The following is a 17769-nucleotide window of genomic DNA, read 5'->3' as shown; positions in this document are numbered from 1 at the left end:
AACGATGCCTCCCATCGACGATCCCTTCGGCACCCCGGCCGGCGGCGGCAACGGAAGCCCGCCCGACGACCGCACCATGATCATGCCGCGTCCCGGCGGCCGCGCCCCGGAACCGGCCGGCGGCCCCCGCGGCGGCGATCCCTATACGCCGCCGCCGATGGCCAGCCTGGCGCCGCTGAGCGGCCGCGGCGACGGCCTCAACCCGCTGGAGCAGGCCGCCGGCCCGCTGCTGGCGATGCTCACCCGCCTGCGCAACACCATCGCCCATCCAGCGCCGGCCAGCCTGCGCGCGCAACTGCTCGGCTACCTGCGCCAGTTCGAAGAGAAGGCACGCCAGGCCGGCGTGGCGCCGGACGAAGTGATGCTGGCGCGCTACGTGCTCTGCACCGCCCTCGACGAAGCGGTGCTCAGCACGCCGTGGGGCAGCACCAGCGACTGGGGCAAGCAGAGCCTGCTGATCACCCTGCACAACGAGGCCTGGGGCGGCGAGAAGGTCTTCCAGTTGCTCGAACACTGCCTGCAGAACCCGCACCAGCGCCTGCACCTGCTGGAGCTGCTGTACCTGTGCACCAGCCTCGGCTTCGAAGGCCGCTACCGGGTCATGCACGACGGCCGCAGCCAACTGGAGGCGCTGCGCGAGCGCACCGCGGCGGTGATCCGCAGCACCCGCGGCGAGTACGAGCACGAACTGTCGCCGCACTGGCGCGGCCTCAGCGTGATGCGCGATCGCCTTTCGCAATACCTGCCGCCGTGGGTCGGTATCGCCATCGCCCTGGCCCTGCTGCTGGCCCTGCTGTTCGGCCTGCGGATGAAGCTGGCCGCCGACGCCGAGCCGGTGTTCAAGCGCATCCACGCCATCGGCGAGATCCCGGTGCAGGCCATCGACCGCCCGGCGGTGCAGCCGCGGGTGATCGAACGGCCACGCCTGGCGCGCTTCCTCGCCGACGACATCAAGGCCCAGCGAGTGGCGGTGGAGGACGCCGTCGACCGCTCGGTGGTGACCATCCGCGGCGACGAGCTGTTCGCCAGCGCCAGCGCCAGCGTGCGCGACGAGTTCCAGCCGCTGCTGCTGCGCATCGCCGACGCCCTGCGCAAGGTCAAGGGCCAGGTGCTGGTCACCGGCCATAGCGACAACCGGCCGATCGCCACGCTGCGCTACCCGTCCAACTGGAAACTGTCCCAGGCCCGCGCCCAGGAGGTCGCCGACCTGCTCGGCGCGACCACCGGCGACGCCGGCCGCTTCACCGCCGAAGGGCGCAGCGACACCGAGCCGGTGGCGACCAACGCCAGCGCCGAAGGCCGCGCACGCAACCGCCGGGTGGAAATCACCGTATTCGCGGAGGGCGCGCAATGAAAGGCTTCCTCAACTTCTTCGCGCGCTGGGTGGTGCCGGTGCTCGGCCTGCTCGCCCTGAGCCTGATCATCTGGTTCCTCGGCCCGCTGCTGCGCCTGGGCAACTACGAACCGCTGGCCTCGGCGACCAGCCGCTGGGTGCTGATCGTCCTGCTGTTCCTGGTCTGGATCGGCTTCCGCGTGCTGCGCATCGTGCAGGCCCGGCGCAACGCGGCGAAGGTCATGCAGAGTCTCGCCGAGGTCAGCGCGCCGGACGCCGCCAGCGTCGCCACCGCCGAAGAGCTGGCGACCCTCAAGCAACGCATGGACGAGGCCCTGGCCCTGCTCAAGCGGGCCAAGCTGGGCGGCAGCGAGCGGCGCAACCTGTACGAGTTGCCCTGGTACGTGATCATCGGCCCGCCCGGTTCGGGCAAGACCACCGCGCTGATGAATTCCGGCCTGGACTTCCCGCTCGCCGCACAGATGGGCGCCGGGGCGATCCGCGGGGTCGGCGGCACGCGCAACTGCGACTGGTGGTTCACCGACGAAGCGGTGCTGCTGGACACCGCCGGCCGCTATACCACCCAGGACAGCCACGCCCAGGTGGACAAGGCCGCCTGGCTGGGCTTCCTCGACCTGCTCAAGACCCAGCGCAAGCGCCGCCCCATCGATGGCGCGTTCATCGCCATCAGCCTTTCCGACCTGCTGCTGGGCAGCGACGCCGAGCGCGCCGCCCATGCCCAGGCGATCCGCGCGCGCATCCAGGAGCTGTACCAGCAGCTCGGGGTGCGCTTCCCGATCTACGTGATGCTGACCAAGTTCGACCTGGTGCCGGGCTTCATGGAGTTCTTCGACAGCCTGAACCGCGAGGAACGCGCGCAGGTCTGGGGGATGACCTTCGCCCTCGACGACGGCAAGAGCGCGGAAGGCCCGCTGGCGGTGTTCGACAGCGAATTCGCCCTGCTCGAACAGCGTCTCACCGCGCGCCTGGTGGAACGCCTGCAGCAGGAGCGCGACCCGGCGCGGCGCGACCTGGTCTACGGCTTCCCGCAGCAATTCGCCGCCCTGCGCGAATGCCTCGGCGAGTTCCTCAACGGCGTGTTCAAGCCCAACCCCTACGAGGAACGCCCGCTGTTGCGCGGCCTGTACTTCACCAGCGGAACCCAGGAAGGCAGTCCGATCGACCGCCTGATCGGCAGCATGGCGCAGTCGATGAACCTCGACCGCCAGCACCTGGCGCGGCAGACCGGAACCGGGCGCAGCTACTTCATCGAGCGGCTGTTCCGCGAAGTGGCGTTCGGCGAACGCGGCCTGGTCGGCACCAACCCGAAGGTCGAGCGCCGCCGCAAATGGCTGACCATCGGCGCGCTGAGCGCCACCGCGCTGGTGGTGCTGGCGGTGACGGCGGTATGGATCGCCAGCTACCGCGCCAACCAGAGCTACATCGCCGCGGTCGACCAGCGCGTCGACCCGCTGGCGCGCGGCATCGAGTCGCTGAGCCCGGCCCAGCGCGACGTCCTGGCCGTACTGCCACAGCTCAACGCGGTGCAGAATCTCGCCGGCGACGCGCCAAGCTGGGCCGAAGGCTACGGGCTGTACCAGGGCGACATGCTCGGCGAGGAGTCCGCCAGCGTCTACCGCAAGCTGCTGATCGCGGTGTTCGCCCCGCGCCTGGTGACCCGCATCGAGGAACAGTTGCGCTCCGGCGGCAGCAGCGATTTCCTCTACGAGGGCCTGAAGGCCTACCTGATGCTCGGCAGCCCGGACCATTACGACGCCGACTTCATCAAGGCCTGGATCAGCCTCGACTGGGAACGCAACCTGCCGCGCGACCTCTCGCCGGAACAGCGCCAGGCGCTGCACGCGCACCTCGACGCGTTGCTCGAACGACGGCCGCCGTCGGCGCGCCTGGACCAGGACCTGGTCGAGGACCTGCGCCGCCAATTGCAGCAACTGCCGGTGGCGCAGCGGGTCTACGACCGGGTCAAGCGGCAGAGGCTGCCCAAGGACGTGCCCGACTTCCGCATCAGCGACGCCGCCGGCCGCGACGCACCGCTGGTGTTCGCGCGCAAGAGCGGCAAGCCGCTCACCGACCCGCTCAGCGGCTTCTTCACCTACCGCGGCTATCGCGAGGTGTTCCTCACCGCCAGCCTCAGCCAGGCCGGCACCATCGCCGAGGAACAGTGGGTGCTCGGGCGCGACCTGAACGATGCCGGCGATGCCGCCAACCTGGCCCTCGACGTGCGTCGCCTGTACTTCCAGGACTACCTGCGGCAATGGGACGACCTGCTCGCCGACCTCACCGTGGTGCCGATCACCAACGTCACCCAGGCCGCCGACGTGCTGCGCATTCTCTCCGGGCCGACCTCGCCGTTCCGCAAGCTGCTCGAGGCGGTGGCCCGCGAGACCGACCTGCAGAAGGGCGACCGGCTGGTCGCCGCGCAAGTGAAGAAGGCCGCCGACGGCACCGTGGACAAGCTCAAGCAGCGCCTCGGCTCGCTGGTCGGCCAGGAGGAGGAGCAAGGCGCCCGCGAACAGCCGCAGCAGGCCGACAGCGACCCGATCAGCGCCCACTTCGCCGAACTCAACAGCCTGGTCAGCAAGGGCGAGGGCGGCAACGAGCCGGCGCCGATCGACAGCCTGCTGGAGGACATGAACGCGCTCTACGTACAGGTCAGCGCCATGGCCGGAGCCAGCGGCGACTCGCTGCTCGGCGACGCCAAGAACCAGGTGGCCGCCGCCGCCTCGCGCGTGGCTCTCAGCGCCGAGCGCCAGCCGCCGGTGGTCCAGGGCCTGGTGAAGAACGTGGTCAACTCCACCACCAGCAGCATGATGGGCAGCGTGCGCAACCAGCTCAACGCGGCCTGGATCAGCGACGTGGTCAGCGTCTACCGGCAGTCCCTGGCCGGGCGCTACCCGATCGCCGCCGGCAGCTCGCGCGACGCCACCCTGGAAGACTTCGGCCACTTCTTCGGTGCCGGTGGGGTGATGGACAGCTACTTCCGCCAGTACCTGCAACCCTACGTCGACACCTCCGCCAGCACCTGGCGCTGGCAGCCCGGCGCGGCGCAGAAGCTCGGCATCAACCCCGGCGTGCTGCACACCTTCCAGCGCGCGGCGGCGATCCGCGACGCCTTCTTCCGCTCCGGCGGCATGCAGCCGGCGGTGCGCTTCGAACTCAAGCCGGTGACCATGGACGCGGCGATCAGCCAGTTCATCCTCGACCTCGACGGCCAGCAGTTGACCTACGACCATGGCCCCGCCCGCCCGGTGGCGATGCAGTGGCCGAGCGCCAACGGCCTCGGCGTGGTCCGCCTGACGGTGACGCCGCCGCCCAGCAGCGGCCGTTCCGGCCTGACCCTGGAAGGCCCCTGGGCCTGGTTCCGCCTGCTCGACCAGTCGGACCTGGAACGCGGCAACTCGCCGGACCGCTTCACCCTGCGGCTGCGCATCGACGGCTCCAGCATCGCCTGCGAGCTGCGCGCCAGCAGCGCCTTCAACCCCTTCAAGAGCCGGGTCGTGTCCGGCTTCAGCCTCCCGGAGCGCCTTTGAACAGCGTCGGTTTCTACGGCAAGCTGGCCGGCCGCGGCGATTTCGTCAGCCGCGGCCTGCCGAACACCTTCGTCGAACCCTGGGACGCCTGGCTGGCCAGCGGCATGCGCGCCAGCCAGGACGAACTCGGCGCGGCCTGGCTCGACGCCTACCTGACCAGCCCGCTGTGGCGCTTCGCCATCGCCCCCGGCCTGCTCGGCGGCGAAGCGGTGGCCGGGGTGGTGATGCCGAGCATCGATCGGGTCGGTCGCTATTTCCCGCTGACCGTCGCCTGCCTGCTGCCGGCGAACGCCGACCTCGGCGGGCTGGTCGGCGGCGACGACGGCTGGTTCGAGCAGGTCGAGAGCCTGCTGCTCTCCACCCTCGAACCGGAGGCCGAGGTCGAGGCCTTCGAGCAGGCGGTGGCGCAGCTCCCGGCCCCTCCCTGCGGACCGCGCATCGAACAATCGCTGATCAGCGGCAACCTGCTGCGCAGCGAAGCGGTGACCCCGGCGCAGCGCCTCGCCGCGCTGGCCCAGCATGCCTGCGACGGCGCCAGCCACTGGTGGGGACGCGGCTCGGCACGGATCTCCGCCGGCCTGATGCGCTACCAGGGCCTGCCGCCGGCGCCGGCGTTCGGACGATTCCTCACCGGAGAGGGCGAGGTGATCCCGCTCTTTCCCGGCATACCCGGTTAAGGACAACTGATGGTGCCCAACTCAGTCAGCTACTACAGGTCGGCCAGCTACAGCCACGTCGGCATGGTCCGCAAGGTCAACGAAGACGCCAGTCTCGACGCCCCAGAGTCGGGACTCTGGGTGGTCGCCGACGGCATGGGCGGCCACGCCGCCGGCGACTTCGTCAGCAGCCTGATCGTCGATACCCTGCGGCGCATCCCGGCGGCCTCCTCGCTACCGGCCTACGTCGGCGCGTTGCGCACCGGCCTCGCCCAGGTCAACGAGCGGGTTCGCCAGGAGGCCGGCCTGCGTGGCGTCAGCGTGATGGGCAGCACCCTGGTACTGCTCGCCGCGCGCGGCAACCAGGCGAGCTGCCTGTGGGCCGGCGACAGCCGCCTGTACCGCCTGCGCGGCGGCGTGCTGGAAGCCATCTCGCGGGACCACAGCTACGTCCAGGAGCTGCTCGACAACGCATTGATCAGCGAGGAAGAGGCGCGCCACCATCCGCGCGCCAACGTGGTCACCCGCGCGGTCGGCGTGCACGAGCAACTGGAACTGTCGGAAGCCGCGCTGCACGTGCTGCCCGGCGACAGCTTCCTGCTCTGCAGCGACGGCCTCAACAAGACCGCCGACGACAGCGAACTGCGCGACGTGCTCAGCCACAGCGATCCCTATGCGGTGGTCCGCAGCCTGGTCCACCTGGGCCTGACCCGCGGCGCCCCGGACAACATCACGGCCCTGGTGGTCAGGGCCTTCTGAGACGGACATGGACATAGAACTTCCGGGATTCGACATCGAACGCGAGCTGGGCGAAGGCGCCATGGCCACGGTCTACCTGGCCACCCAGCGCTCGCTGCAGCGCAAGGTGGCGCTGAAGGTGATGGCCGCGGCGCTGGCCGCCGACCCGAGCTTCGCCGAACGCTTCCTGCGCGAAGGTCGGACCCTGGCGCGGCTGTCGCACCCGAACACGGTGACCATCCACGACATCGGCAACGTCGGCAGTTGCTACTACATGGCCATGGAATACCTGCCCAACGGCACGCTCAAGGAGCGCATCCAGCAGGGCCTCGATCCCGAGCAGGGCCTGGCCTACGTACGGCAGGTGGCCGCCGCGCTCGGCTACGCACACTCCCAGGGCCTGGTGCATCGCGACGTGAAGCCGGCCAACATCCTGTTCCGCGCCGACGGCACCGCGGTGCTCTCGGACTTCGGCATCGCCAAGTCGATCGAGGACAATACCCAGTTCACCCAGGTCGGCTTCGCCGTCGGCACCCCCAGCTACATGAGCCCGGAGCAGGCCCGCGGGCAGGAGATCGACGGCCGCGCCGACCTCTACGCGCTGGGCGTGGTGCTCTACGAGATCCTCACCGGCAAGCTGCCCTACAACGGCAAGGACTCGCTCTCCACCGCCCTGGCCCACCTCACCGAGCCGCTGCCGGAACTGCCGATCGAGCAGGGCCGCTACCAGGACATCCTGCGCCAGTTGCTGGCCAAGGACCCGGCCGAGCGCTTCCCCACCGCCGGCGCGTTGATCGCCGCCCTCGACCGCCTGGCGCCGAGCGCCCTGGAAGCCACCCAGATCCGTCCGCTGGCGACGCCGCAGGGCTCGCCGCGAGCGAGCAACCCGCCGCCGGCCGAACCCGCGCCCCTGCCGCCCGCCGACCTCGGCGGCCTGCAACCGGTGTCGATCCAGTTGCCGCCGGTCACGCCCAGCGCCGGCGGCGCCACGCCGCCTCCGCCTCCGCCGTCGCAAGCGGCGAAACCGCCATCGCCCCCGCCGCCTCCGTTGCCGCCGGCGAAGCCACGTGCCGGCGGCAGCCGCACGCCGTTGATCGCCGCCGCCGCGGCCGCCGTGCTCCTGGCGATCGGCGGCGGCGCCTGGTGGCTGCTGGGCTCGGGCGACGCGCCGAGCGCTGCCGATCCAGCGCCGCTGGGACAGACGCCGGCGGACAAGCCGCAGCAGCAGACCCCAGTGGCCGATGCCGAACAGGACGGCGGCGAGCGTCCGCTGCTGATGCCGGGCAAGAAGACGCTGTTCCAGCGCGTCCTGACCAAACCCGGCGCGGCCATCTCCGCCGAGGCTGGCGGCCCGCCCCGGGCCGGCGCGGTGCCGGCCTTCTCGGTGCTCTACGTGTACGCCCGCAAGCAGGTCGGCGGCAGCCCCTGGCTGCGCGTCGGCGCCTCCAGCAACGGCGAGGGCGACGGCTGGCTGCCGGCCAGCGCGGTGAGCGACTGGAAGCAGAGCCTGGTGCTGAAGTTCACCGAACGCTCCGGCCGCGCGCCGGTGATGTTCCTCAACAGCGCCGAGCAGGTCGAACGCCTGCTCGGCGATACCCGCGCGGCGCGCGACACCCTGACCCAGGCGGTGGACCACAAGGGCGATCCGCAGGTGGTCGCGGTCGAGCCCAACGACCGGGCGATCCCCCAGGACCAGTTCTACCTGCTGCCGATCTTCGACTCGAAGGAGAGCTTCGACGCCGACGGCCAGCCGGCGCAGTTGCTGGAGGTCGCTTCGATCGACCCCGGCGGCAGCGCCACGGCACCCCAGGCGCCGGGCCAGGCCGGGCAGGGCGGCGCCAGCGGCGCCAGCGGCGCGGCGAGCGACACCTTCCGCACCGGCATCGTCCTGGTGGTGGACACCTCAGTGTCGATGCAGCCCTACATCGACCGCGTGCGCGAGGTGATCGACGGCCTGCAGCGGCAGATCGGCGAGCGCGGCGACCTGGACAAGGTCAGCTTCGGCCTGGTCGGCTTCCGCAACAACACCGACAAGACCCCCGGCCTGGAATACGTCAGCAAGACCCTGGTGCCGCTGCAACCGGGCAATGACGCGCAGCGCTTCGCCGAGTTGAGCAGCCAGGTGCGCGCCACCGACGTCTCCAGCCACTCGTTCAACGAAGACGCCTTCGCCGGGATCATGCAGGCGGTCGACGAAATGGACTGGTCGCCCTACGCCGGGCGCGTGGTGCTGCTGGTCACCGACGCCGGCGCGCTGCGCAAGAACGACCCGCTCGGGCGCACCCAGATGAACGAGGCCGAGGTCCGCCAGGCGGCGCTGCGCAGGGGCGTGAAGATCTATGCCCTGCACCTGCGCACCCCGGCCGGGAAGAACAACCACGGCTACGCCGAGCAGCAGTACCGCAGCCTCACCGCCGACGCCAACCCGAAGATCGCCGACCTCTACATCCCGGTGGCCGGCGGCGAGGTGAACGCCTTCGGCAACACGGTGAAGGAGATCGGCACGGTGTTCGCCGACCTGGTCCACGACGCCGGCAACCGCAAGCCGCAGGCGCCGCGCTTCGACGCCGCGCCAAGCGTGGCGAGCAAGTCGGCGGCCATCGGCTACGCCATGCAGATGGAATTCCTCGGTCGCCGCGACCCGGTGCGCGCGCCGCAGGTCGTCACCGCCTGGACCGCCGACCGTGACCTGACCAACCCGGCGCTGCCGGCGTTCCAGGTCTGCGTGCTGCTGAGCAAGCTGCAACTCAACGAACTGCAACAGTCGCTGAAACTGATCGTCGACGCGGCCAAGCGCACCCAGACCTCGCCCAAGGACTTCTTCCAGGAAATCGCCAGCGCCAGCGCCTACATGAGCCGCGACCCGGCGCAACTGGTGAAGGGCAGCAACCTGGCGCAGAGCGGCGTGCTCGGCGAATACCTGGAAGGCCTGCCGTACCGCAGCAAGTCGCTGAACATGACCCAGGACCTCTGGCTGTCGCTGAGCGTCGCCGAGCAGCAGGACTTCATCGACGAACTGGAGTCGAAGATCCGCCTCTACGAAACCTTCCACAACGACGTCGCCAACTGGGTCCGGTTCGGCGACGCCGACGCCGGCGACGCGCTGTACCGCGTGCCGCTGTCGACGCTGCCATGATCCTGCGCCTGCACGAGGTCGCCCGCAGCCACGGCGCCGGTCGCCAGCGCTACCGCCTGCGGGTGCCGGCGCTGGAATTGCGCGCGGGTCGCCAGCTGGCCATCGTCGGCCCCAGCGGCTGCGGCAAGAGCACCCTGCTCGACCTGCTGGCGCTGGCCCTGGCGCCGGACCCGGGCGGGCGCTTCGAATTCCTCGCCGGGGAACGCCCGCAGGACATCGCCGCGCTCTGGCGCGACGGCCGCCAGGACCGCTTGGCGGCGCTGCGCCGGCAGCACTGCGGCTACGTGCTGCAAAGCGGCGGATTGCTCGAGTTCCTCGATGTGCGGCGCAACATCGGACTGCCCTGCACATTGCTCGGCGCCCCGTCCGCCGAGCGCGTGCAGGCGCTGGCCGAGCGGCTGGAAATCGGCGACCAGCTGGACAAAAAACCGGCGGCGCTGTCGGTCGGCCAGCGCCAGCGGGTCGCCATCGCCCGCGCCCTGGTGCATGCGCCGCGCCTGTTGCTGGCCGACGAGCCGACCGCGGCGCTCGACCCGCTGAACGCCGAACGGGTGATGCGCCTGCTGGTGGAACAGGCCCGCGAGCGCGGCGCCTGCACCGTGGTCGCCACCCACGACGAGCGCCTGGCCCGCGCCGCCGGCCTGGAAGTCCTGGCCATCCGCTGGCAACGCGAGGCCGACGACAGCGTCGGCGCCTGCCTCGAGGACGTCGGCTGATGCGCGCCGGCCTGCTGCTCTCGCTGGCCTGGGCCGACTATCGCGGCGAGGCGCGCCTGTCGCTCTGCGCGATCTTCGCCCTGGCGGCGGTGATCACCCCGCTGCTGGTGCTGTTCGGCCTCAAGTACGGCCTGGTCAGCACCCTCACAGAGCGGCTGGAGCGCGCGCCTTCTGTGCGCGAGATCATTCCGGTCGGCGGCGCCCGCTACCGTGCCGAGGACATCGCCGCCCTGGCCGCACGCGCGGACGTCGCCTTCGCCGTGCCGCGCACCCGGCAGATCGCCGCCACCGCCGACCTCAGCGGCGGCGGCGAGACCGCCCTGAGCGTCGAGATGATTCCCAGCGCCGCTGGCGACCCGCTGCTGGCCGGCCTGCCGCAACCCGACCGGCCGACCCGCGTGGTGCTCAGCCACGGCGCCGCGGAAAAACTCGGCGCCCAGCCTGGCGAGCGCATCGTCGCGCGCATCGGCCGGCGCATGGATGGCCAGGCACAGAGCCAGCGCCTGGAGCTGGAAGTGCTCGCGGTGCTGCCGCAGGAGCGTTTCGCCCGCGACGCGCTGTTCGCCCCGCTGGCCCTGCTGGAAGCCGCCGAGGACTATCGCGACGGTCGCGCGGTGGCCGCCTACGGCTGGCCGGGGAAGGCCGGCGAGACCCCGCGCGCACGCATCTACCCGGGCTTCCGCCTGTACGCCCGCGACCTCGACGCGGTGGAAGGGCTGCGCCGGCACTTCGTCGCGAGCGGCGTGGAGGTCGCCACCCAGGCCGAGGCCATCGCCCAGGTGCGCAGCCTCAGCCGCAACCTCGGCCTGGTGTTCTGGATCGTCGCCGCGCTGGCCATCGGCGGTGCCTTCGCGGCCATCGCCGCCAGCAGCCTGGCCGCCGTCGAACGCAAGCGCCGCGCCCTGGCAGTGCTACGTCTACTGGGCTTCCCGACCGCCGCGCTGGTCGGCTTCGTCATGCTCCTGGCGCTGTTCAGCGCCGTCTTCGGCCTGTTCCTCGCCGGGCTGCTGTACGCCGCCACGGCCGGCGCGCTGAACCACCTGTTCGACAACCAGAGCGGCGAGTTCGTCTGCCGCCTGCTGCCCAGCCACTACCTGACGGCGCTGCTCGCCACGCTGCTGTGCAGCGTCCTGGCCGCCGCCAGCGGCGGCTGGCGCGCGGCGCGGATCGAAGCCGCAGAGGGATTACGCGATGTTTGAGAAAGCCATTCTTCCGCTCGCCCTCGGCGCCTGCCTGGCATTTGCCGCGCCGGCCTGGGCCGAAGGCGACTCGCCGGACAATCCCAAGCCGCTGGCCGACGACGTCGCCCTGCCGCTGCCGTGTGGCGGCGAGATGGTCTTCCGGCATGTCTACGTACTCGCCGAAGGCGCCCTCGACGATCGCGAGGTCAACCTCGGCTACGCCTTCAACGAAGGCGAGGCGGGCTACCAGCAGTCGTTCATCTCCGGCTACCGGCGCGACTACGTGAACGGCCAGTTCAGCCTCGCCGACCTGGCACCGGCCTGGCAGCAGAAGCTCTCCGCCAGCCTGCCGAAGCCTGCCGCCGGCACCCCGCTGAAGCCGATGCTGTACTTCATCGGCAAGTACGAGGTGACCGCCCGCCAGTACGCCGCGGTGATGAGCCAGGCGGCCGCGCTCTCCGGCCAGGGCGAGGCGCCGGCCTGCGACGTGCCGGACGGAATGGCCGCGCGGCTGCCCAAGGTCAACCTCTCGCGCTTCGACGCCGAACGCTTCGGCGCGGTGTACAGCGCCTGGCTGCTGAAGAATCACCCGGAACTGCTGCCGGTCAGCGGCCGCGGCAAGAATCCCGAGGACGGCGGCATCGGCTTCGTCCGCCTGCCCACCGAGGTAGAGTGGGAGTTCGCCGCGCGCGGCGGCCAGGCGGTCAGCCGCCAGGAGCTGGAAGGCCGGCTGTTCCCGCGCAAGGTCGAGGGCAGCGACCAGGAAGGCCCGCTGGGCGACTGGGCGGTGTACAACCAGGTCGCCGGCGGCACCGGCCAGGCCGCGCGACTGTTGCCGGTGGGGATGAAGCGGCCGAACCCGCTGGGCCTGTTCGACGTGATCGGCAATGCCGCGGAGATGGTCCAGGAGTCCTTCCAACTGGTCCACGCCGGACGCCGGCAGGGCACATATGGCGGTTTCGTGGTGAAGGGCGGGAACTATCTCGAAGGCGAGATGACTCTATTCACCGGGATGCGCCGCGAATACCCGCTGTTCGCCGCCGACGGCAGCGAACAGCGCAACGAGACCACCGGTTTCCGCGTCGCCATCGGCGCGCTGTCCGCGCCGCGCTCGCGCTATCCCGAGCTGTTCGCCCAATGGCAGAAGGAAGGCCGACTAGCGGCATTGACCGATGCCATCGATGACGCTCAAGATCCCACCAAGCAATTGGACGGAATCATTGCCGCCACCCGCGACCCGCAGATGCAGGCGCAGTTGGCCCAGATAAACGAGGAACTCAAGCGTAACGTTTCGTTGATCGCCCGGCAGCGCGAAGAGGCCGCCGGAAACCTGATACAGTCGGCGGCACTGGTCGCCGAGACGATCAACAACTACAACATACGCCTGACCAACCTCAAGAAGGACAGGGAGAAAGCCGTGGCAGCCAGGGATCAGGCGACCGCCCAGCTCTATGCCGGCGCCATCGCCAACGGGCGCAGCGCCCTCGATGGCGCATTGGCCATCTACATCGACAACCTCGCCACCGGCACCCGTTACACCGACGCGGTGATCCAGGCGCAGTTCCAGCGCATCCAGGAAGAACTCAATCGCAACCCGGTTCTGGGCAAGAGCCTGGTCAAGCGCGCGACCCTGTTCGTCAAACACGTCGGAGATTATCGCCAGCAGCACCGGGCCGAGCCGGAGGCGGTATTGAAGGAATTGCTCGCGTCCAGCGGGCGTTGAAGGAGTTCCGTCCGGCACCTCTCGGCAGCCGGGCGGTTCATCAAACCAGGAGTGAGATGCAATGAGCCAACCCAGCGAAAACCGTTTGATCACCTCGGCGCGCTACGCGCTCTGCCTGTTGACCGCCAGCGGCGTGCTGCTCAGCGGCTGCGCCAGCAGCGGCGTCGGCTCGGTCGCCCAGACCACCCGCGCGGAATACTACCCGTCCTGCTACGAGCCGGTGTCGCACCTGCGCAGCACCGATAACGCGGTGCGCAACTCGGCCATCACCGGCGCCATCACCGGCGGCCTCCTGGGCGGCCTGGCCGGCGGCCTGGCCAGCGACGAGAACCGCGGCCGCAATGCCGCCCTCGCTGCCGCAGGCGGCGCCCTGGCCGGCGGCGCGGCGGGCTACTACATGGAGAAGCAGAAGCAGATCAGCGACGACCGCGCGCGCATCGGCTCCTACGCTACCGACGTCGACCGCAGCACCGTCGAGATCAACCGTAGCGTGGCCTACGCCAAGTCGGCGCAAAGCTGCTACCAGAGCCAGTTCAAGGCCCTGCTCGACGGCCGCAAGAACAAGTCGATCAACGAAGCCGAAGGGCGCAAGCGCCTGGCCGAGATCGTCAGCGGCCTGCAGGAGACCAACGCTCTGCTGGTCGCCGCCAACGGCCGTGCCGGCGAGAACATCAACAACTACACCCAGGCCTACGAGAAAGACCTGCAGCAGGTCGGCGTACCGCGCACCGAAGTGACCAAGGTCGCCGAGGCCGAGAACCGCGCCAGCACTACGAAAGGCGGCAGCAAGCCCAAGACCGGCAGCAATCCCAAGGTGCCGAAGGAAGCGGTCGCCACCGAGCAGACCATCCGCAAGGCCCAGGACGCGCAAAGCGAAGGCAACAAGGTGGCCTCCCGGGGCCAGGGCATGATCCAGGAAGTCTGCAACAGCCCGGACATGGGCGACTGGGCACCGCCGAGCTGCGCCAAGGCCTGATCGGCCTCGTTACCAGCACGAACGCGACGGCGACCTTCGGGTCGCCGTTTCGTTGAGGGGCCTGGCGCGCTGACCCGGCCGGCCTGAAGGGCGAGCGTTCGCCGGGACGGCTGCTTCCGACGTTTCCGGCTTCCCCGGCGGCAGCGGTTCTTCCCGCAGGGCGGATACCGCCACCGGCACGCTCCGCCGCTACTCCGCCCTATACGAAATGCTGCGCCGCGGGGAAAACGCTAGAACAACGCCATCTGCGCCCCCGGCACGGCGAACCGGCTGCAATCCAGCCCGAAGCCCTCGCGGCGGTCCAGCCCGAGGCGCTTCATCGCCACCGCGAAACGCTGCGCCAGCAGGTCGGCGAACGGTCCCTGGCCGCGAAAGCGGTGGCCGAAGCGGCTGTCGTAGACCTCGCCGCCACGGCATTGGCGGACCAGGCTCATCACATGCTCGGCGCGTTGCGGATAGTGCGCCGCCAGCCATTCCTCGAACAGCGGGCCGACTTCGCGCGGCAGGCGCAGGAGCATGTACGCGGCGCTGCGCGCGCCGGCATCCCGCGCCGCCTGGAGCAGGCGCTCCAGCTCCATGTCGTTGACCATCGGGATCATCGGCGAGCAGAGCACGCCCACCGGGATGCCGTTGCCGCTGAGCGTGCGGATCGCCCGCAGTCGCGCCGAGGGCGCCGCCGCGCGCGGTTCGAGAATGCGCTTCAGCTCGTCGTCGAGGGTGGTCAAGCTGATCATCACCGCCACCAGGTTCTGCTCCGCCAGTTCGCGCAGCAGGTCGAGGTCGCGAAGGATCAGCGAGCCCTTGGTGACGATGGTCAGCGGGTGACGGAAGCGCAGCAGCACCTCCAGCACCTGGCGGGTCAGGCGGCGTTCGCGCTCCAGCGGCTGGTAGGGGTCGGTATTGGCGCCCAGGTTGATCGGCGCGCAGCGATAGCCGGGCTTGCTCAGTTCCTGCTCCAGCGCGCTGGCGACGTTGCTCTTGGCGATCAGCCGGGTCTCGAAATCGATCCCCGGCGAGAGGTCCCAATAGGCATGGCTGGGCCGCGCATAGCAGTAGATGCAGCCATGCTCGCAACCACGGTAGGGATTGATCGAACGATCGAAAGGGAGGTCCGGCGACTGGTTGCGGGAGATCACCGTGCGGGCGATCTCCTCGCGCACCTCGGTGAGCTGGATCGGCGGCACGTCCTGCTCCCAGCCATCGTCGAAGGCCTCGCTGTGGGTCGGGGCGAAGCGGTTGAGGGGGTTGCTGGCGGTACCGCGACCGCGCGGGGGCAGGGGAGCGCTCATGAGGGGAACCCGGCGAAATACTGTATATGGATACAGTATCGCACCGGGCCCCGGCCCACAGCCATCGCCGCCGGTCGGCGGCGAGCGGTCAGGCGTCGGGCTTCTTCTTCAGCTTGGGATTGGGGAAGAACTGCACCGACTGCACCTTCGGGTTGGCCGGCTTCGGCGCGTTCTGGTTGACCCGCGTACCCAGCTCCTTCGGGATCGACTGGCCCTGGGCGTTGAGCGTGTCGGCGTAGCCGCAGGCCACGCATTCGCGGTGCGGCACGCCGTCCTCTTCCCACATCTGGATCTTGTCCTGTTCGCTGCACGCCGGGCAGACCGCCCCGGCGATGAAGCGCTTCCTGGTGATCGCCGGGCTCATGCGGCCTCCCCGACCAGCCCGGAGTGACGCAGCAGGGCGTCGATGGACGGCTCGCGACCGCGGAAATCGACGAACAACAGCATCGGCTCGCGGGAGCCGCCGCGGGCCAGGATCGCCTCGCGGAAGGCGCGCCCGGTATCGGGGTTGAACACGCCTTCTTCCTCGAAACGCGAGAAGGCATCGGCGGACAGCACCTCGGCCCACTTGTAGCTGTAGTAACCGGCCGCGTAGCCGCCGGCGAAGATGTGCGCGAAGCTGTTGGCGAAGCGGTTGTACGCCGGCGGACGCATCACCGCCACTTCGTCGCGGATGCCCTCGAGCACCTGCAGCACGCTACGGCCGTCGCCGTGGGTGGCGTGCAGCTCGAAGTCGAAGAGGGAGAACTCCAGCTGGCGGACCATCATCATCCCGGACTGGAAGTTCTTCGCCGCCAGCATCTTTTCCAGCAGGTCCTGCGGCAGCGCCTCGCCGGTCTCGTAGTGGGCGGAGATCAGCGCCAGGCCTTCCGGCTCCCAGCACCAGTTCTCCATGAACTGGCTGGGCAGCTCGACGGCGTCCCAGGCCACCCCGTTGATCCCGGAGGCGGCGGCATGCTCGACGCGGGTCAGCAGGTGGTGCAGGCCATGGCCGAACTCGTGGAACAGGGTAGTGACCTCGTCGTGGGTCAGCAGCGCCGGCTTGCCGTTCACCGCCGGGGTGAAGTTGCACACCAGGTAGGCCACCGGGTCGATCAGCCGGCCCTGGGCGTCACGCCGGCGGTCGCGGGCGCCGTCCATCCAGGCACCGCCGCGCTTGTTGGCGCGGGCATAGAGGTCGAAGTAGAAGCGGCCGACGTGCTCGCCGTTCTCGAGGATCTCGAACAGGCGTACGTCGGCGTGCCAGCGTTCGAAATCGTGCAGTTCGCGGATCTGGATGCCGTAGAGGCGCTCGACGATGGCGAACAGGCCGGAAAGCACCTTGTCCACCGGGAAGTAGGCACGCAGCGCCTCCTGGGACACGCTGTAGCGCGCCTCGCGGAGTTTCTCGGCGTAGTAGCCGGCGTCCCAGCTCTGCAATTCGGTGCAGCCCTGCTCGGCGGCGTAGGCGCGCAGCTGCTCCAGGTCGCGGGCGGCGAACGGCTTGCTGCGCACCGCCAGGTCGCGGAGGAAGCTGAGCACCTGGTCGCTGGACTCGGCCATCTTGGTCGCCAGCGACAGCTCGGCGTAGTTGGCGAAGCCGAGCAGGCCGGCCAGCTCCTGGCGCAGGTCGAGGATCTCTTCCATCACCGGACCGTTGTCGTTCTGCCCGGCGTTAGGGCCCTGGTCGGAGGCGCGGGTGCAGTAGGCGGCGTATACCTCTTCGCGCAGGGCGCGGTCATCGGCATAGGTCATCACCGCGTAGTAGCTGGGGAACTCCAGGCTGATCAGCCAGCCGTCCAGGCCCTTGGCCTCGGCGGCCTGCTTCATCTGGGCCTTGGCCGAATCGGTCAGGCCGGCCAGCGCGGCTTCGTCGGTGACATGCTTGGTCCAGGCCTGGGTGGCGTCGAGCAGTTGGTTGGAGAAACGGCTACCCAGCTCGGACAGGCGCGACTGCACCTCGGCATAGCGCTTCTGCTTGTCCGCCGGCAAGTCGATGCCGGACAGGCGGAAGTCGCGCAGGGCATGTTCGAGGATGGTCTTCTGGGCCACGTCGAAGCCGGCCGCCTCGGGGCTCTTCGCCAGCGCCTCGTAGGCCTCGAACAGGGCGCGGTTCTGCCCCAGCTCGGTGGAGTAGGCCGACAGCTCCGGCAGGCAGGCCTCGTAGGCCTCGCGCAGCTCGGCGCTGTTGCACACCGCGTTGAGGTGGCTGACCGGACTCCAGGCGGCGCCCAGACGGTCGTTGAGTTCGTCCATCGCCAGCACCAGGCCCTTCCAGGTCGGCTGCTCGCGCTGGGTTTCCAGCAGGCGGGCGATGGCGGCGCGGTTATCGGCGAGGATCCGCTCGATGGCCGGCTTCACGTGTTCCGGGCGAATGGAGGAGAAAGGCGGCAGGTCGTAGGCCTGCAGAAGGGGATTCGCGCTCACGTTGGCAACCTTGGCTAAGGAAATACCCGACCATCTTAAATACAATCGACGGCATCCGCAGCCT

At 69.9% G+C, this 17769-nt stretch carries 12 protein-coding genes; 9 read left to right on the top strand and 3 right to left on the bottom strand.

Going from position 1 to position 17769, the window contains the following annotated elements; translation table 11 throughout:
- The first annotated feature begins 4 nt into the window (after positions 1–4).
- From M6E97_RS25440 to tagQ, 9 genes are all read left to right on the top strand, one after another.
- The gene (locus M6E97_RS25440) at positions 5–1354 is read left to right on the top strand and encodes a DotU family type VI secretion system protein (RefSeq protein WP_033938675.1); all 1350 of its coding nucleotides are present in this window, start codon (positions 5–7) and stop codon (positions 1352–1354) included.
- Positions 1351–4884, top strand: coding sequence for a type VI secretion system membrane subunit TssM (tssM, locus tag M6E97_RS25435; protein WP_023518244.1), 3534 nt, complete (start codon positions 1351–1353; stop codon positions 4882–4884). Before M6E97_RS25440 ends, tssM begins: the two co-directional genes overlap by 4 nt.
- Positions 4881–5561 carry a type VI secretion system-associated protein TagF gene (gene tagF, locus M6E97_RS25430; protein ID WP_003083642.1) on the top strand — a complete coding sequence of 227 codons (681 nt, stop codon included), beginning with the start codon at positions 4881–4883 and terminating at the stop codon, positions 5559–5561. Before tssM ends, tagF begins: the two co-directional genes overlap by 4 nt.
- A gap of 9 nt (positions 5562–5570) precedes the next feature.
- Positions 5571–6299: a serine/threonine phosphatase PppA gene (pppA, locus tag M6E97_RS25425; RefSeq protein ID WP_003083639.1), complete on the top strand. Its 729-nt coding sequence runs from the start codon at positions 5571–5573 to the stop codon at positions 6297–6299.
- A 7-nt stretch (positions 6300–6306) separates the two neighbouring features.
- Entirely contained in the window at positions 6307–9414 is a 3108-nt protein-coding gene (gene ppkA / locus M6E97_RS25420; RefSeq protein WP_033938676.1) for a serine/threonine protein kinase PpkA, read from the top strand.
- Positions 9411–10130, top strand: coding sequence for a type IV secretion associated ABC transporter ATP-binding protein TagT (tagT, locus tag M6E97_RS25415; protein ID WP_003111510.1), 720 nt, complete (start codon positions 9411–9413; stop codon positions 10128–10130). Before ppkA ends, tagT begins: the two co-directional genes overlap by 4 nt.
- Positions 10130–11329, top strand: coding sequence for a type IV secretion associated ABC transporter permease TagS (gene tagS / locus M6E97_RS25410; RefSeq protein ID WP_003083634.1), 1200 nt, complete (start codon positions 10130–10132; stop codon positions 11327–11329). Before tagT ends, tagS begins: the two co-directional genes overlap by 1 nt.
- On the top strand, positions 11322–13034 hold the full coding sequence (gene tagR, locus M6E97_RS25405) for a type VI secretion system-associated regulator TagR (RefSeq protein WP_003106615.1): 1713 nt from the start codon (positions 11322–11324) through the stop codon (positions 13032–13034). Before tagS ends, tagR begins: the two co-directional genes overlap by 8 nt.
- Before the next feature lie 61 nt (positions 13035–13095).
- Positions 13096–14010, top strand: a complete 915-nt coding sequence (tagQ, locus tag M6E97_RS25400; RefSeq protein WP_003083630.1) for a type VI secretion system-associated lipoprotein TagQ — start codon at positions 13096–13098, stop codon at positions 14008–14010.
- A gap of 230 nt (positions 14011–14240) precedes the next feature.
- Here tagQ and M6E97_RS25395 read toward each other — a convergent pair whose 3' ends face one another.
- From M6E97_RS25395 to prlC, 3 genes are all read right to left on the bottom strand, one after another.
- Positions 14241–15299, bottom strand: a complete 1059-nt coding sequence (locus tag M6E97_RS25395) for a PA0069 family radical SAM protein (protein WP_003083628.1) — start codon at positions 15297–15299, stop codon at positions 14241–14243.
- 88 nt (positions 15300–15387) lie between these two features.
- Positions 15388–15663: a YheV family putative zinc ribbon protein gene (locus tag M6E97_RS25390; RefSeq protein WP_003083624.1), complete on the bottom strand. Its 276-nt coding sequence runs from the start codon at positions 15661–15663 to the stop codon at positions 15388–15390.
- Positions 15660–17705 (bottom strand): oligopeptidase A, encoded by a 2046-nt coding sequence (prlC, locus tag M6E97_RS25385; RefSeq protein WP_003083621.1) that lies wholly within the window; start codon positions 17703–17705, stop codon positions 15660–15662. Before prlC ends, M6E97_RS25390 begins: the two co-directional genes overlap by 4 nt.
- Positions 17706–17769: the final 64 nt, after the last annotated feature.

It is taken from the genome of Pseudomonas sp. B111, from assembly GCF_026428275.1.
Taxonomy (GTDB): Bacteria; Pseudomonadota; Gammaproteobacteria; order Pseudomonadales; family Pseudomonadaceae; genus Pseudomonas; species Pseudomonas aeruginosa.
Note: the sequence above shows the minus strand (reverse complement) of the source record. Positions and strands in the feature narration are given on the sequence as shown.

What these genes read in the sequence shown, in the direction of transcription:
- tagQ (WP_003083630.1), top strand. Translation starts at nt 13,096, where the DNA reads ATGAGCCAACCCAGCGAAAACCGTTTGATCACCTCGGCGCGCTACGCG.
- tssM (WP_023518244.1), top strand. Translation starts at nt 1,351, where the DNA reads ATGAAAGGCTTCCTCAACTTCTTCGCGCGCTGGGTGGTGCCGGTGCTC.
- tagR (WP_003106615.1), top strand. Translation starts at nt 11,322, where the DNA reads ATGTTTGAGAAAGCCATTCTTCCGCTCGCCCTCGGCGCCTGCCTGGCA.
- M6E97_RS25440 (WP_033938675.1), top strand. Translation starts at nt 5, where the DNA reads ATGCCTCCCATCGACGATCCCTTCGGCACCCCGGCCGGCGGCGGCAAC.
- M6E97_RS25390 (WP_003083624.1), bottom strand. Translation starts at nt 15,663, where the DNA reads ATGAGCCCGGCGATCACCAGGAAGCGCTTCATCGCCGGGGCGGTCTGC.
- pppA (WP_003083639.1), top strand. Translation starts at nt 5,571, where the DNA reads ATGGTGCCCAACTCAGTCAGCTACTACAGGTCGGCCAGCTACAGCCAC.
- tagT (WP_003111510.1), top strand. Translation starts at nt 9,411, where the DNA reads ATGATCCTGCGCCTGCACGAGGTCGCCCGCAGCCACGGCGCCGGTCGC.
- M6E97_RS25395 (WP_003083628.1), bottom strand. Translation starts at nt 15,299, where the DNA reads ATGAGCGCTCCCCTGCCCCCGCGCGGTCGCGGTACCGCCAGCAACCCC.
- ppkA (WP_033938676.1), top strand. Translation starts at nt 6,307, where the DNA reads ATGGACATAGAACTTCCGGGATTCGACATCGAACGCGAGCTGGGCGAA.
- tagS (WP_003083634.1), top strand. Translation starts at nt 10,130, where the DNA reads ATGCGCGCCGGCCTGCTGCTCTCGCTGGCCTGGGCCGACTATCGCGGC.